This window comes from Sphingobium sp. SG1, from assembly GCF_057063145.1.
Genome location: NZ_JBVVOJ010000004.1, coordinates 157,386 through 171,912, shown reverse-complemented (window position 1 = coordinate 171,912; position 14,527 = coordinate 157,386). Strand labels below are relative to the sequence as shown.

The window sequence follows — 14,527 nt, the reverse complement described above, 5'->3', positions numbered from 1 at the left end:
GAACCGACTCCGCTTGATTGCCATGCAACCTATCAGCCGCCGGAAGCGCCGTCCTAGACATGGATCAATTTTCGCGGTCGGCGGTGCCCGTTCATCCGCCGAAGCGGAAGCGCAGGCGCGCGCCGTACATTTGCGGCTCGCCCAGCGTCGCCGTCTCGAAATTCACGCTGGGCGAACCCAGCCCGGCGATGAAGCTGTAATATTTTTCCCTGGTCACATTGGTCATGAACAGGCTGAGGTCGATGGGCGCGCCGGCGATATTGTTCCAGCTGGCGTTGAGGTTGAGCAGATCGAGCGGGGCCAGTGTGCTGAGCGCGGCGATCGACGGATCGGGATTGGTGCGGTCGGTATAGTTGACCAGCATCGAGGACCGATGGGTGAAGGTCGCGCCGAAGGAGATACGGCCGATCTTCTCCTCGTCCAGCGGCAGGGTGTAGGTGCCGCTGACCGTGAATTTGTGGCGCGGCGACAGCACTTCGGGATCGCCCGGCTGGAACGGCGCGGCCAGGATATAATTGGGGTCGTTGAAGCTGGAGAAATCGGGCACCGATTTGATCTTGGTGCGCAGATAGCTGTAGCCGCCGGTCAGCACCAGTCCCTGGAACGGGGTGAGCGAGGCATCGGCCTCCAGCCCCCATATCTCCGACTTGCCGGCATTGACCGGCGCGGCGGTCGACGCCTGCCCCGACAGCGGCCGCGCATTGAAGCCGACCTGCAATTGCTGGTTGGAAAAATCATTATAGAAACCGGCCAGGTTGAAGGTGCCGCGCAGCGCGCCGCCAAAGCTGGTCTTGAGCCCCAGCTCATAGCTGTCCACCTTCTCGGGCTCGACGATGTTGAGCGGCGCAGTGATATTGGGCACGATCGTGCCGGCGCGGTAGCCGCGCGCATATTTGGCGTAGAGCAATATGTCCTGGGTCGGGTTATAATCGAGGTCGATCAGCCAGGTCGGCTTCTCCGACGACTGATAATAATGCGACACGCAATTGGTCGCCGCCGCCTGGGGATTGGTGCAGCGATAGGGCGCGGCCGGATTGAAGGCGCCATATTGCGGCGGGTAAGCGACGATATAGGTGCGCTGGTCGCTGACATTGCGCGAATGATCCCAGGTGTAGCGGAAACCACCGGTCAGTTTCAGCTGATCGGTCAGCGCATAGGTCGCCTGCGCATAGAGGCCGACATTGTGGAAATTGGTGCGCCCCGCCGTGTAATTGACGGTGCCGGCATGGATCGGCTTGGCGAGCGCCGGGATGGTCGGATCGAGATTGGACAGGAAGCCCATCGGATCGGTGCATTGCAGCGTGGCGGAATCGGTGCAGGACGCCAGGAAGGGCGACTGACTGCCGCTCATGCCCAGCGGTTCGCTGACCTCCAGATAGCCGCCCACCTGCCAGTTGAGCCGGCCATCGCCCGAGCGCCCCTGCAATTGCAGTTCCTCGGTAAAGGTCGACTGGTTGGCGGTATAGCCGCCCGGAATCGACGTCACCGTGGTGAAGGGCAGATGATAGCTGCCCAGCGCGGCGAGGAAGGGATTGATCGCGGCGAAATCGACGATGAAATCGGTGCCGAACAGCGGTGCGTTCATGCGCTGCTTCAACTGGGCGTAACTGACGATATTCTTGACCGTCAGCGTGTCGCTCGCCTGCCAGCTGGTGGTGTTGATCAGCTGCCACTGCTCGGTCCTGGAATAGGGGTCTTCCAGTGACTGCATGACGTCATAGAAACCGCTGCCCTGCCGCAGCAACTGGCCATAAGCGAGCTGGCCCAGCCCCTCCGGCGCGGCCGCGACCAGCTTCTGGATCGGGCCATTGTTGCTGGAATCGCTGTAGGAGAGGATGGTGTAATTTTCGAGATCGGGGGTCAGATCGACGACCAGGCTGGCGCGCAGCGCGATATAGTCGACATCGCCGAACCGATCGGGGCCTATGCCGCTGCCGTTGCGCATATAGCCGTCGCGCTTCTGCCGATCGACGCCGATGCGCATCCGCGCCCGGTCGCCGAGCGGCGCGTTGACCACCGCCTGGCCGCGCCACATGTCATAATTGCCGACCGATCCTTCGACATAGCCGGAAAATTCGTCGGTCGGCTTCTGCGGCACCAGCAGGATCGCGCCGCCGGTGGTGTTGCGGCCGAACAGGGTGCCCTGTGGCCCCTTCAATATCTGGACATTCTGCAGGTCGAAAAAGGCACCCGGCCCAGCGCCATCGCCCGAGGGCAGGCCGTTGGAGGCGCCGCGCGGCGCGACCACATCGGCGAAATAGACCCCGACCGAGGGCGCGGTGCCGATGTCCTGGGCAAAGCCGCGGATGGCGAAACTGCTATTTTCGCTGCCGAAATTGCCGTTGGCGGACAATGAGGGGGTATAGGCGGCCAGATCCTGCGCATTGACGACATTGCGGTTGGCCAGTTCTTCCTGATTGAACACGGTGATCGAGATCGGCACGTCCTGTAGCCGTTCCTCGGTCCGGCGGGCGGTGACGATGATGTCCTGGGTCACGCTGGCCCTGTCCTGCGCCTTATCCTGCGCCTGGGCCTCGATCGGCAGGGTGGGCAGAGTCGCGCAGGCGCAGAGAAGCAACGTCCGGAAACGGCGTGTCATGGCATCCTCCCATCCAGACCGCGCGGCCCTTATATGCTGGATCGACCGTCACGGCGTCGAGCGCCGCACAGACGGCGCCCATCCCTTTCATCATCGTCGCACCTGTTGCCCCGGACACAATGATTGCAGGCGCACAGCCTCTTGATCGACGAAGATGTGATACATGTTATTTCATAAATCCGGAGGAAGGGGCCTGTCAATCGGCGCCGATCGCGCCGCGCAACAGTCCGGAAATGCAACGGGACTGGACCCTGACCACCCCTGAAGTTAAGAATGGTCCGCATTATCCTTAAGGAACGGACCGGTCTCTCTTGCTTGGCGGCGTGCATTTCGATCTCAACAGCCTGGTGATACTGGGCCTGTTGCTGCGCACGAAAAGCGTCACCCGCACGGCGCAGCAACTGGGCGTCAGCCAGCCGTCGGTCAGCCGGTCGCTGGCGCAGTTGCGCAGCCTGCTTGGCGACCCGCTGCTGGTGCGGACCGCCGGTGGCATGGAACTGACCCGGCGGGCGGAGGAACTGGCGCCGTCCTTGCAGGACTGGCTGGCGACGACCGCCGGCCTGCTGGAACCGCCCCGTTTCGATCCAGCGACGCTCGATCGCCGATTCCGCGTCGCATCGACCGATTTCGGCGTCGCCGCCGTGGTCGCGCCGACCCTGCCGCATATCGGGCGCGCGGCGCCGCTGGCGGCGATCGACATCGTGCCTTTGACCGGCGACATGGTGGCGCGGCTGACCGCGGGCGAGATCGACCTCATCATCAGCGGACTCGATCCCGATCCGGCCCAGACCTATGAGCGCTTCCTGTTCACCGAAACGTTCAGCTGCGTCGTCGATCGCCATCACAAGCTGGCGGCGCATCCGACCGACCGGTCCCTGTCGGTCGAGGATTTCCTGTCCTGCCCGCATATCAGCTTCGTCGTCAGCGACAGCGGCTTCGACCGGATCGAACTGCGCCTGGGCGATCTGGCGTCGCGCCGGCGGGTGATCGCCCGCCTGCCCTATTTCCAGGCGGCACCGCACATGATCCGGGGGTCGGACGCGCTGATGACGCTGCCGACCCGCGCGGCCGAGGCAATCGCCCGGACCCATGACCTGGCCTGCCTGCCCGCGCCGGACCTCGTCGGCACCTTCGGCTATCGGCTGCTGTGGAACGAACGGTCGCATCGCGACCCGGCCATCGCCTGGCTGTGCGACATGTTCGCCGACCATTGCGGCAGCGACGCAGCCCTGCCCCATAGCAAGGCCGCATAAGCCTTATCCGATATCGATATTTGGCGCCGCCCCGCGCTTCTGGCAACGGCCACTTGCAATTGACAATCGATCGCAAATGAACCCGCCATGATATTCGTTCCACCGATCGGGCCCGGCCCGCACCACTGATTTCCGGCACCCGTCCGGCCGGGTGGCTGGCGGGTGCCCGTCTATCCAGAACAGGGGATTTCCATGCCATCCATCCATCTGCTGCGGGCGACCGCGGCCCTTGTCGCGCTGACCAGCGCACAGCAGGCGCTGGCCGCCGAGGCCGACCAGGATTCCAACCAGATCGTCGTCACCGCCGCCGGCCGTGAACAGGAGGTGCGCGACGCGCCCGCCTCGATCAGCGTCATCACCCGCGAGACGCTGGACGCCATGCCCTATCGCGAAGTGACCGATGCGCTGATGGAAATCCCCGGCGTCACCGTCACGCCGGGCGAAGGCAATAGCCGCGACATCTCGATCCGCGGCATGGCGCCGCAATATACGCTGATCCTGGTCGACGGTAAGCGGCTGTCGTCGCGCGAATCCCGCACCAATGGCGGCAATGTCAGCGAAGGTGGCCTGCTGCCGCCGCTCGAAGCGATCGAGCGGATCGAGGTGGTGCGTGGCCCCATGTCCTCGCTCTACGGATCGGACGCGATGGGCGGCGTCGTCAACATCATCACCCGCCGGATCAGCGATCATTGGCGCGGCAGCGCACGCGTCAACGGCACGATGCAGCTGGCGGACAATTTCGGCAATTATACCGACGGCAATTTCTATCTGTCCGGCCCCGTCACCAACGGCATCGGCCTGCAATTGCAGGGATCGATGAACCGCCGCGAGGGCGACACGGAAATCGGCGGCACGCCCGAGCGGCATGATGACAGCCTGGCCGGCAAGCTGGGCTTCAACCTCAGCGCCAACCACCAGATCCTGCTGGAGGGCGGCTATTATCGGCAGAAGGTGATCGAGGTTGCCGGCGAGACGACCGAGACATCGGCGACCGCGCCGCTCGGCACCGAAACCACCCAGACCCAGAAGCGCAAGGTCGCGTCGATCAGCCATAGCGGCCAATGGGGCTTCGCCAGTTCCGAATCCTATCTGCAATATGAGGATGCCGAACATGTCGAGGCGCAGAAGCGGATCAAGAACACGGTCGGCCAAAGCCTGTGGGTGATCCCGCTGCCGTCCAACACGCTGACCGTCGGCGGCTTTTATCGCTATGAGGATCTGTCGGACCTGACCGGCAACCTTTTGTCGGGATCGACCACCACCGGCACCACCCGCACCAGCTGGGCGCTGTTTGCCGAAAATGAGCTGAAGCTGCTCGACGGACTGGCGCTGACCGGCGGCATCCGCATGGACCATGACGAACAATATGGCGTCCACTGGACCCCGCGCGTCTATGCGGTGTGGAACATCACCCCGTCCCTGACGCTGAAGGGCGGTTATTCGCAGGGCTTCCGCGCGCCGAGCCTGCGCCAGACGATTCCCGACTGGGGCCAGACCAGCCGTGGCGGCACCATCTATGGCAATCCCGACCTAGAAGCCGAAACCTCCCGCACGATCGAGGCTGCCCTGCTCTTCTCGCGGAATGGCTTCAACGCCAGCGTCACTGCCTATGACACCCGCTTCAACGACAAGATCACCCGTGTGACCTGCGAAGTGGCGGGGGCCTGGTGCGTCGATGAACCGCTCAGCTCGATCGGCCGTCCTCCCACGACCTATGTCAATGTCGACAAGGCGCGGGTGCGCGGCGTCGAAGTCTCGGTCGACGTGCCGCTGACCCACACGCTCCGGCTCAACGCCACCGGCACGCTGACGGATTCGGAACAACTGAGCGGCGCCAATATCGGCGCGGCACTTAACGACACGCCCAAGCAGCAGGCAAGCGCCTCGCTCAACTGGCGCCCGGACAAGCGCTTCTCTGCCTTCGTGCGTGCCGTCTATCGCGGCGAGGAAGCCGTGACCGAGGCGCAGATCAGCGGCAATAATATCGTCTCGCCCGACTATACGGTGGTGGACATGGGCGCATCCTACAAGATCACGCCCGCCTTCACCTTCCATGCCGGGGTGCAGAACCTGCTCGACAAGCGGCTCAACTATGACACGGCCGGCTATCTGATCGATCCGGCCCGTGTCTGGATGGGCGTGGGCGTGCGCTTCTGATCCGATGTGCGGTCGCCGGCCCGGCGAAGGCAGGGCCGGCGATCAGACCGCGACGCTGAAGCGCGTTTCGGCCGGGCGCAAATAGGCGTCGAAACAGGCGGCGATGGACCGGGCATAGGGCGCCGCGCCGGGTTGCAGCAGCAACTCGTCCCCCTCCCGCCGGAGCAGGCCGATCCGCTCGAACCGGTCGAGCAGCGCCGGTTCGGCAAGGTCGCCACAGGCCGCCCGGCCATCACACAGCAGCCGTTCGATCAACGCGCCCCGCCGCTGGTCGTCGGCACTGCGCCGCACCCCACGGGCGGCGGGCAGCCGATGGTCCGACAAGGCCTCACGATAGGCGCCGGCATTCTTCTCATTCTGGACGATCAGGTCGGGAAACTGGCTGATCGCGCTCGCGCCCATGCCGATCAGCGCATCGCTGTCATCCTCGGTAAAGCCCTGGAAATTGCGGCGCAGCCTTCCGGTAGCGGCTGCCACCGCCAGCGGATCGTCGGGCAGCGCGAAATGATCAAAGCCGATCGCCTGATAACCGGCCGCCGTCAGCATCGCATGGCCAAGCTTCGCCATCGCAAAGCGCTGTTCGACGCCCGGTAGTTCGGTCGCGTCGATCCGCCGCTGTCGCGGCAGCAGGCGCGGCATATGGGCATAGCCGAACAGCGCGATGCGCGAGGGAGACAGGCGAATGCTGTCCTCCAGGGTCTGCGCCAGATCCGCCTCGCTCTGCCCCGGCAGGCCATACATCAGGTCGAAACCCACCTGGATGCGCGCACGGGCCAACGCACCGACGGCCATCGCCACCGTCTCGGCCGGCTGCACCCGGCCGATCCGCTGCTGCACATGGGTGGCAAAGGTCTGCACCCCCAGATTGACGCGCGTCACCCCGACCTTGGCCATGGCGTCGATCCAGGCCCGGTCGATCCGGCGTGGGTCCAGTTCCACCGCCATCGCCGCCGCGCTGGCGTCGAAGCAGAGCAACAACTGATGATTGAGCCGGACCCAGTCGATCAGCGGCAGAGAATTGGGACTGCCGCCGCCAAAGGCGACATGGGTGACGCGGCCACGCCCGCCCAGCCGCGCCGACACCAGCGCCATTTCCCGCTCCAGCGCATCGACATAGGCGGACAGGCGGCGGGGCCGGGTCGCCGCCCCGGTGTTGCACCCGCAATACCAGCAAATATCATGGCAATAGGGGATATGGACATAGAGCGACAGGCGCGCGTCCGCCGGCATCGCGTCCAGCCGCTGCGCCATGTCGGCCGCGCCGACATCCTCGCCGAACTGGGCGGCAGTCGGATAGCTGGTGTAGCGCGGCACCGGCGCGGCGAGCAGGTCGGGATGATAGCGGAACATGGCGCCCCGCTTGCCATGGCGCCCGACGCCGAACATTGCGCAGGATCAAATCGCCGATTGCGCCGCATCAAGGAAGGCCGCTCCGATCGGGAGCAGAGCGCCATCACTGACCCACGATCAGGGATGGAGAAAAGACATGCACTTGAAAAAGATGATGATTGTCGCCGCGATGGGCGCCATGGGCACGGCGCTGGCCGCCGCCCCGGCCCAGGCCAAGCAGGGCGACGTGCTGGTGCGCGTGCGCGGCATCATGGTCGCCCCCACCGAAAAGAGCGGCAGCATCCTGCCAGGCTTCCCCGGCGAGAAGGTGTCGGTGAACAACGGCATCGCGCCCGAAGTCGACGTCACCTACATGGCGACCGACCATATCGGTTTCGAACTGATCGCCGCGACCACCAAGCATAGCGCCAGCGGCCGCAGCGGCACCACCGGCGGGATCGGCAAGCTGGCCTCCACCTGGGTGCTGCCGCCGACGCTGACGATGCAATATCACCCGATCGTCGAGGGCCATGTCCGCCCCTATATCGGCGCCGGCGTCAATTATACGCTGTTCTACAACGAGGATGCGTCGGGCGGGCTGGAGGATGCGGTCGGCAAGACCAAGGTCCATATGTCCGACAGCTTCGGCTGGGCCGGCCAGGTCGGCGTCGACATCGACCTCAACGACAAGATCTTCCTCAACCTCGACGTCAAATATATCGACATTGACACCAAGGTGCGGCTGACCACGGCCGCGGCCGGCACCCAGAACGTCAAGGTATCGCTCGATCCCTTCGTGTTCGGCGTGGGCGTCGGCATGCGCTTCTGATCCTCCGGGGGGTGGACCAGAAGGAAGGGGCCGGAGCGGATCGCCGCTCCGGCCCCTTCATCATTTCACCAGCCATGCGATCAGAAACGCTTTTCCAGGATCAGCAGCGACGGCTCGTCATCGACGCTGCGGGCGACAAAGCCCTGTTCGCGCTCCAGCTCGATCGCGGCATGATTGGCGCGGCTCTCGATCGCCTGCAGCAGGCCCACGCCCATTTCCTGCGCCCGGTCAGTGGCGTGGCGCAGCATGCTCCAGCCCACGCCCTTGCCGCGATGGTCGGCGCGCACCGAAATCGCGACTTCGGCGCGGGTCCGGTCGGGATCGGCGGCCAGGGTCGCGGCGGCCAGGATGGCGCCCTTCTCGTCGGTCGCCAGGAAGGTCTCGCAATTGTCGGGGTCGCCATGGATCAGATCATGAATCTGCCCGGCGCTGACGCCCGGCGCGCTGCTGAGGAAGCGGAAGCGGCGATCATCATCGGATACGGCCGAAAAGAAATGGGCCAGCGCCTTGGCATCGCCATCCTGCGCCGGGCGCACCTGGACGCGAATGCCGGTGCGGGTTTCCAGAATATCCTTGTCGGTCATGAAGAAGGCATCCCTTGCTATGATCGTTGCCCCCCGAATGTGCCATTGGATCGGCGATCGAAATAGGGAAATTTGCGGATAGAGACGAGCCGAGCGGGCTACTAGTCAGGATGACGATCATGCGGCGCTGCATCGGCGCCCTCTTGTCGGGACATGTTCGATGAAGACCATCTTGCTGCACACCCGCGCGGACAACGGCATGGAAAGCCGCCTGCAGGCCGCGTTCGACCTGTCGCGCGCGACCGGCGCCCATATCAGTTGCCTGCAGATCGCGCCGCTGCCCGAACTGGTCGCCGCCGATCTTTATGGCAGCGGCTATCTGGTGCCCGAGGCGATCGATACGGTGCGCCGCCAGGACGAGGAGATGCGGCGCGCCCTGGAGGAGAGGCTGCGGCGCGAGGGCATGGCGTGGGACTGGCATTATCGCAGCGGCGACCTGGTCCAGGGCCTGCTGGAAACCGGTCGCCTGGCCGACGCGATGCTCGTTTCCCTGCCGCCGCCGGGCCGCCGGCAGGCCGATGATCCGGCGCCGATCGTCGCCGACCTGGCGGTCAACAGCCGCGCCCCGGTGCTGGCGATCCCGAGCATGGCCAAGGGCTTTCGCTGCACCGGCCGCGCGATGGTCGCCTGGGACGGATCGCATGAAGCGGCGTCGGCGCTGACCGCCAGCCGCACCCTGTTGCGGGTGGCGAGCGAAGTCCATGTCGTCACCGTGGACGAGCGGTCGAAGCGCGACTTCCCGCCGACCGACGCGGCCGAATATCTCTCGCGCCACGGCATTGCGGTCGAGATTCACGAATGGCCGCGCAAGGATCGCAGCGTGGAAGAAGCGCTGTCGCATGCCTGCCAGGAACTGTCGATCGACTGGATGGTGATGGGTGCCTTTGGCCACAGCCGGCTGCGGGAAACCATTTTTGGCGGCGTAACCCGCTATATTCTGGCCGAAACACGGGTTCCGCTCTTGCTGGCGCACTGATTTACGGTCAGTGATCGGACATGGCGTTCAACGATGGCGATCCGCAGGATAATGCGACCAGCCGGGAACAGGCTCTGCTGGGATCGATCCTGGCAACGGTGCCCGATGCGCTGATCGTGATCGACGCGACCGGGCATATCGTCTCGTTCAGCCCGGCCGCCCAGCGCATGTTCCAATATGCCGAAGCCGATGTGCTGGGCCGCAATGTTGCGATGCTGATGCCCTCGCCCGATCGCGAGCGCCACGATTCCTACCTGCAACATTATCATGACACCGGCGAAAAGCGGATCATCGGCATCGGCCGACTGACCACCGCGCGCCGGCGCGATGGCTCCACCTTTCCGATCGAGTTGGCGGTCGGCGAAGTGCAGGACCATGGCGAAAAGCTGTTCACCGGCTTCGTGCGCGACCTGACCGATCGGCAGAAGGCCGAGCGCCGCCTGCAGGATCTGCAGGCTGAACTCAGCCATGCCGCCCGCGTCACGGCGATGGGCACGCTGGCTGCGGCGCTGGCGCACGAACTGAACCAGCCGCTGACCGCGATCGCCAATTATATGGAGGCGGGCCGCGACCTGCTGCGCACCGATGCACCGGTCGACCGCGACTTGCTGGGCGAGGCGATGGACGAGGCCGCGCGCCAGGCGATGCGCGCGGGCCAGATCATCCGGTCGCTGCGGGAGTTCATCCGCCGGGGCGAGGCCGATCGCCAGGCCGAACCGGCCGCCACGCTGCTGGCCGAGGGGGTCGCGCTGGCCTTCATCGGCATCGACAGCCGGGGCATCGACATGGACATCGTCGTCGACCCGCGCGTCGGCCGGGTGATCGCCAATCGCGTGCAGGTGCAGCAGGTCATCATCAACCTGGTGCGCAACGCGGTCGAGGCGATGGACGGCCGCAATCGCCGCATCCTGCGCCTGTCGGCAGTGCCGGCCGAGGACGGACAGGTCGAACTCATCATCGCCGACAGTGGCCCCGGCCTCGATCCGGCGGTCGCGCGATCGCTCTTCACCCCGTTCAGCACGACCAAACCCGCCGGCATGGGCGTGGGCCTGTCGATCAGCCGCACCATCGTCGAGGGGCATGGCGGACGGATCTGGGCCGACGCCTCGCACTGGGGCGGCGTCGCCTTCCACTTCACTCTCGATTCTGCGGACCGCCTGCCATGAGCCTGCCCACCGACCAGCCCATCCATGTCGTCGATGATGACGAGGCGATCCGCCGGTCGCTCTCTTTCATGCTCAAGACCAGCGGCTTTTCGGTGCGGCTTTTCTCGGGCGGCACCGAATTCCTCAAGGAAGTCGGGACGCTGGAGGGCGGCTGCGTGCTGCTGGACGTGCGCATGCCCGGCATTGACGGGCTGGAAGTGCAGCGCGAACTGCGCGCGCGCGGCATGATGCTGCCGGTCATCATCATGACCGGCCATGGCGATGTCGGCATGGCGGTCGCCGCGATGAAGGCCGGGGCCACCGATTTCATCGAAAAGCCGTTCGAGAAGGCGGCATTGCTCGCCGCGATCGAAGCCGCCAGCGCGCAGGCAAGCGCCGACCAGGGCCGCAACAGCCAGCGCGAGACCGCCCGCGCCCGGCTCAACATCCTGACCGATCGGGAACGCGAAGTGCTCAAGGGCCTGGTCGACGGCCTGCCCAACAAGACGATCGCCTATGACCTGGGCATCAGCCCGCGCACCGTGGAGATTCATCGCGCCAACCTGATGCAGAAGCTGCAGGTCCATAGCCTGTCGGAAACACTGCGCATCGCCTTCCAGGCTGGGCTCGAATAGGACAGAAAGTCCCATAGGGGATTTACGGATAGTGCCCGCCCCGCCGCCGCGCCAAGCAGCGGTCATGAACATGCATTTTGATCTCGCGCAAACCCTGCCCGGCGGCATGCCCGTTCCTGCCCCCTGCTCCGACGCCAGCTTCTGCCAGCGCTGCGAGGTGCGCGACCGCGCCATCTGTGCCACGCTGGAAGAGGATGAGCGCGGCGCGCTCAATCGCCTGGGCCGGCGCGTCACGATCGCGGCGGGGCAGACGGTGATGTGGGAAGGCGACGACGCCACCATCGTCGCCAATGTGATTGACGGAACGCTCAAATTGTCGGCCTCGACCGGCGACGGGCGCGAGCAGATTGTCGGCGTGGTCTATCCGTCCGACTTCATCGGCCGCCCCTTCGGCCGCAGCACGCCGCACAGCGTCACGGCGCTCACCGACGCGCGCCTGTGCCTCTTCACCCGCGGCGCCTTTGACGGCTTTGCCCGCGAGCATCCCGAGCTGGAGCATCGGCTGCTGCAACGCACGCTCGACGATCTCGATCGGGCGCGCAGCTGGATGCTGCTGCTTGGCCGCAAGAATGCACGCGAGAAGATCGCGACCTTCCTGCTCGACATGTCGCGCCGGCTGGCCCGCGAAGGCCAGCCCCCGCTCGACCGGTTCGACCTGCCACTGTCGCGCCAGCAGATCGCCGACGTGCTGGGCCTGACGATCGAGACGGTCAGCCGGCAACTGACCGACCTCAAGCGCATCGGCATCATCGCCCTGCCCGGCCGCCGCATGGTGGAAATCCGGGATCGCGCAGCGCTGCTGGACTGTAGCGAAGCGGCCTGAGCCCGCCGCGCCGGGCATGCCCGGCCTATTTGCCCCGATCGTCCTGCAATCGGGATCGCCCCTCTTCATCTTGCCGGCCGCTTGTTCTATGGCCGCAGGCCTGATTGCCGAGGGAATGCCATTTTGATCCTGGACCTTGTCGCCGCCGCTTCGAGCGCCATCCGCTTCGACCAGCTGGGGCTCAGCCCCGTCGCCCTGGACCTGGGCTTCTTCACGCTCAAATGGTATAGCCTGGCCTATCTGGCCGGCATCCTGATCGGCTACTGGTATCTGTTGAAGCTCATTGCCCAGCCCGGTTCGCCAATGGCGCGGCGCCATGCCGACGACATGATCTTCTATGCGACGCTGGGCATCATCATCGGCGGCCGGCTCGCCTATGTCTTCTTCTACCAGCCCGAAATCCTCCAGCATCCGCTGGACATCTTCAAGCTGTGGAATGGCGGCATGTCCTTCCATGGCGGCGCGGCGGGCGTGTCGCTCGGCATCCTCTACATGGCGCGCAAGGAGAAGCTGAGCTGGCTGCGCATCCATGACTATGTCGCCTGCGTCGTGCCCTTCGGCCTGTTCTTCGGCCGCCTCGCCAATTTCGTGAATGGCGAACTGTGGGGCAAGGAAACCGACGTGCCCTGGGCGATGATCTTCCCGACCGGCGGCCCCTTCGCCCGTCATCCGAGCCAGCTTTACGAAGCCTTTTTCGAAGGCATCATCCTGTTCTGCATACTCGCCTTCGCCTTCTGGAAGACCAAGGCGCGCTACAAGCCGGGCATGCTGGTCGGCCTGTTCGTCTTCTTCTATGGCGTGTTCCGTTTCGGCGTCGAATATTTCCGCGAGGCAGATGCCCAACTGATGGAATTCGCCGCCCGCACCGGCCTGCACATGGGCCAGTGGCTGTGCGTGCCGATGATCCTGGGCGGCCTCTACCTGATCGTCACCGCCAAGGGCCGGCGCGTGCGCGTCGAACCGATCGCAGGCAGCGCCAGTGTCAGCTGACGCCCTGCCCGGCGCGATGGGCCTGCCCGAGCGCCTGGCCCGCCAGATCGATGCCGGCGGGCCGATCTCCGTCGCCCATTATATGGGCGAGGCGAACCAGCATTATTATGGCACGCGCGATCCGCTGGGGCTGGAGGGGGACTTCACCACCGCCCCGGAAATCAGCCAGATGTTCGGCGAACTGATCGGCCTGTGCCTGGCCGATGTCTGGCTGCGATCGGGCCGGCGCGCCGATCCGCTCTATGTCGAGCTGGGGCCGGGGCGCGGCACGCTGGCAGGCGATGCGCTGCGCGCGATGGAGGGCGCCGACGTCACCTCGCGCATCCATTTCGTCGAGACCAGCCCGACCCTGCGCGAGCGGCAGCGCGCCCAGATTCCCCATGTCGTCCATCATGACAGCGTCGAAAGCCTGCCCGACCAGTCGCCGCTGCTGGTGGTCGCCAATGAATTTTTCGATGCCCTGCCCGTGCGGCAGATGATCCGCGTCGGCGACGAATGGCGTGAACGGGTGGTGATCCGTCGCGAGGAAGAGGGCCGCTTCATGGCGGTGCCGGGCTATCGCCGGATCGAATCGGGCCTGCCGCCGATCGCCGCGCAGGCACCCGAAGGCGCGATCATCGAAGTGGCGCAGGCCGGCGCCACCGCGGGCTATGCCCTTGCCAGCCGGATCGCGCGCCAGGGCGGCGTCGCGATCATCATCGACTATGGCTATGAAGGCCCGGCGCTGGGCGACACGCTGCAGGCGGTGAAGAACCACCAGTTCACCGATCCCTTCACCGATCCGGGCGAGAGCGACCTCACCACCCATGTCGATTTCACGATGCTGGCCAATGTCGCGCGCCAGGCCGGGCTGCGCGTCCATGGCGCGGTGACGCAGGGTCATTTCCTCCAGCATCTGGGCATCGACGTGCGCGCATCCGTGCTGGCCAAGGGCAGCCCGCAGCGCGCCGCCGAACTGGAGGCGCAGCGCCACCGCCTCACCGACGAAGCGGAGATGGGGACATTGTTCAAGGTGATGGCCTGGGTCCACCCCGACTGGGCCGACCCGGCAGGATTCGAAAAATAGCGGCCCCGTTGGCCGCTAGTGGTCCGATTCTGACATTCGATACCGCTTGAGGCGATGTCGCACACGAATGTCAAAATCTGTTCGGACCACTAGAAATATTTGTTTCTAGTGGATTTTACGATTTTGACATTTGCAAATCCA

At 65.3% G+C, this 14,527-nt stretch carries 12 protein-coding genes; 9 read left to right on the top strand and 3 right to left on the bottom strand.

Annotation, left to right across the window (positions count from 1 at the left end):
• Positions 1 to 91 precede the first annotated feature (91 nt).
• Positions 92 to 2,599: a TonB-dependent receptor gene (locus tag AC0KVN_RS11550; protein WP_435567012.1), complete on the bottom strand. Its 2,508-nt coding sequence runs from the start codon at positions 2,597 to 2,599 to the stop codon at positions 92 to 94.
• A gap of 323 nt (positions 2,600 to 2,922) precedes the next feature.
• Here AC0KVN_RS11550 and AC0KVN_RS11545 point away from each other — a divergent pair, with 323 nt between their 5' ends.
• Together AC0KVN_RS11545 and AC0KVN_RS11540 are read left to right on the top strand one after the other, a co-directional pair.
• A complete protein-coding gene (locus AC0KVN_RS11545; RefSeq protein ID WP_234831807.1) occupies positions 2,923 to 3,852 on the top strand; it encodes a LysR family transcriptional regulator in 930 nt (309 codons plus the stop codon).
• A 192-nt stretch (positions 3,853 to 4,044) separates the two neighbouring features.
• On the top strand, positions 4,045 to 6,009 hold the full coding sequence (locus AC0KVN_RS11540; RefSeq protein ID WP_435567011.1) for a TonB-dependent receptor domain-containing protein: 1,965 nt from the start codon (positions 4,045 to 4,047) through the stop codon (positions 6,007 to 6,009).
• 42 nt (positions 6,010 to 6,051) lie between these two features.
• Here AC0KVN_RS11540 and hemN read toward each other — a convergent pair whose 3' ends face one another.
• Positions 6,052 to 7,359: an oxygen-independent coproporphyrinogen III oxidase gene (hemN, locus tag AC0KVN_RS11535; RefSeq protein WP_435567106.1), complete on the bottom strand. Its 1,308-nt coding sequence runs from the start codon at positions 7,357 to 7,359 to the stop codon at positions 6,052 to 6,054.
• Between the two features lie 136 nt (positions 7,360 to 7,495).
• On the opposite strand from hemN, the gene AC0KVN_RS11530 reads away from it, so the two are divergent.
• Complete coding sequence (locus AC0KVN_RS11530) at positions 7,496 to 8,167, top strand: OmpW/AlkL family protein (protein WP_125997366.1); 672 nt, start codon at positions 7,496 to 7,498, stop codon at positions 8,165 to 8,167.
• An 80-nt stretch (positions 8,168 to 8,247) separates the two neighbouring features.
• Here the strand turns inward: AC0KVN_RS11530 and AC0KVN_RS11525 are convergent, their stop codons facing one another.
• Positions 8,248 to 8,751: a GNAT family N-acetyltransferase gene (locus AC0KVN_RS11525; RefSeq protein WP_010339656.1), complete on the bottom strand. Its 504-nt coding sequence runs from the start codon at positions 8,749 to 8,751 to the stop codon at positions 8,248 to 8,250.
• Between the two features lie 160 nt (positions 8,752 to 8,911).
• Here AC0KVN_RS11525 and AC0KVN_RS11520 point away from each other — a divergent pair, with 160 nt between their 5' ends.
• The 6 genes from AC0KVN_RS11520 (at position 8,912) to AC0KVN_RS11495 (ending at position 14,386) form a co-directional block, all read left to right on the top strand.
• Entirely contained in the window at positions 8,912 to 9,727 is an 816-nt protein-coding gene (locus AC0KVN_RS11520) for a universal stress protein (protein WP_435567009.1), read from the top strand.
• Between the two features lie 20 nt (positions 9,728 to 9,747).
• Positions 9,748 to 10,893 (top strand): sensor histidine kinase, encoded by a 1,146-nt coding sequence (locus AC0KVN_RS11515; protein WP_004208555.1) that lies wholly within the window; start codon positions 9,748 to 9,750, stop codon positions 10,891 to 10,893.
• A complete protein-coding gene (gene fixJ, locus AC0KVN_RS11510; RefSeq protein ID WP_435567008.1) occupies positions 10,890 to 11,507 on the top strand; it encodes a response regulator FixJ in 618 nt (205 codons plus the stop codon). The genes AC0KVN_RS11515 and fixJ overlap by 4 nt, the downstream gene beginning before the upstream one ends.
• Positions 11,508 to 11,571: 64 nt before the next feature.
• Entirely contained in the window at positions 11,572 to 12,330 is a 759-nt protein-coding gene (locus AC0KVN_RS11505) for a Crp/Fnr family transcriptional regulator (protein ID WP_010339652.1), read from the top strand.
• A gap of 123 nt (positions 12,331 to 12,453) precedes the next feature.
• Positions 12,454 to 13,320 carry a prolipoprotein diacylglyceryl transferase gene (gene lgt, locus AC0KVN_RS11500; RefSeq protein ID WP_004208558.1) on the top strand — a complete coding sequence of 289 codons (867 nt, stop codon included), beginning with the start codon at positions 12,454 to 12,456 and terminating at the stop codon, positions 13,318 to 13,320.
• Positions 13,310 to 14,386, top strand: a complete 1,077-nt coding sequence (locus AC0KVN_RS11495; protein ID WP_017500115.1) for a class I SAM-dependent methyltransferase — start codon at positions 13,310 to 13,312, stop codon at positions 14,384 to 14,386. Before lgt ends, AC0KVN_RS11495 begins: the two co-directional genes overlap by 11 nt.
• The last annotated feature ends 141 nt before the right edge of the window (positions 14,387 to 14,527 follow it).

Coding starts and splice junctions, on each gene's coding strand:
- AC0KVN_RS11550 (WP_435567012.1), bottom strand. CDS start 2,599: ATGACACGCCGTTTCCGGACGTTGCTTCTCTGCGCCTGCGCGACTCTG.
- AC0KVN_RS11540 (WP_435567011.1), top strand. CDS start 4,045: ATGCCATCCATCCATCTGCTGCGGGCGACCGCGGCCCTTGTCGCGCTG.
- hemN (WP_435567106.1), bottom strand. CDS start 7,359: ATGTTCCGCTATCATCCCGACCTGCTCGCCGCGCCGGTGCCGCGCTAC.
- AC0KVN_RS11530 (WP_125997366.1), top strand. CDS start 7,496: ATGCACTTGAAAAAGATGATGATTGTCGCCGCGATGGGCGCCATGGGC.
- AC0KVN_RS11525 (WP_010339656.1), bottom strand. CDS start 8,751: ATGACCGACAAGGATATTCTGGAAACCCGCACCGGCATTCGCGTCCAG.
- AC0KVN_RS11520 (WP_435567009.1), top strand. CDS start 8,912: ATGAAGACCATCTTGCTGCACACCCGCGCGGACAACGGCATGGAAAGC.
- AC0KVN_RS11515 (WP_004208555.1), top strand. CDS start 9,748: ATGGCGTTCAACGATGGCGATCCGCAGGATAATGCGACCAGCCGGGAA.
- fixJ (WP_435567008.1), top strand. CDS start 10,890: ATGAGCCTGCCCACCGACCAGCCCATCCATGTCGTCGATGATGACGAG.
- AC0KVN_RS11505 (WP_010339652.1), top strand. CDS start 11,572: ATGAACATGCATTTTGATCTCGCGCAAACCCTGCCCGGCGGCATGCCC.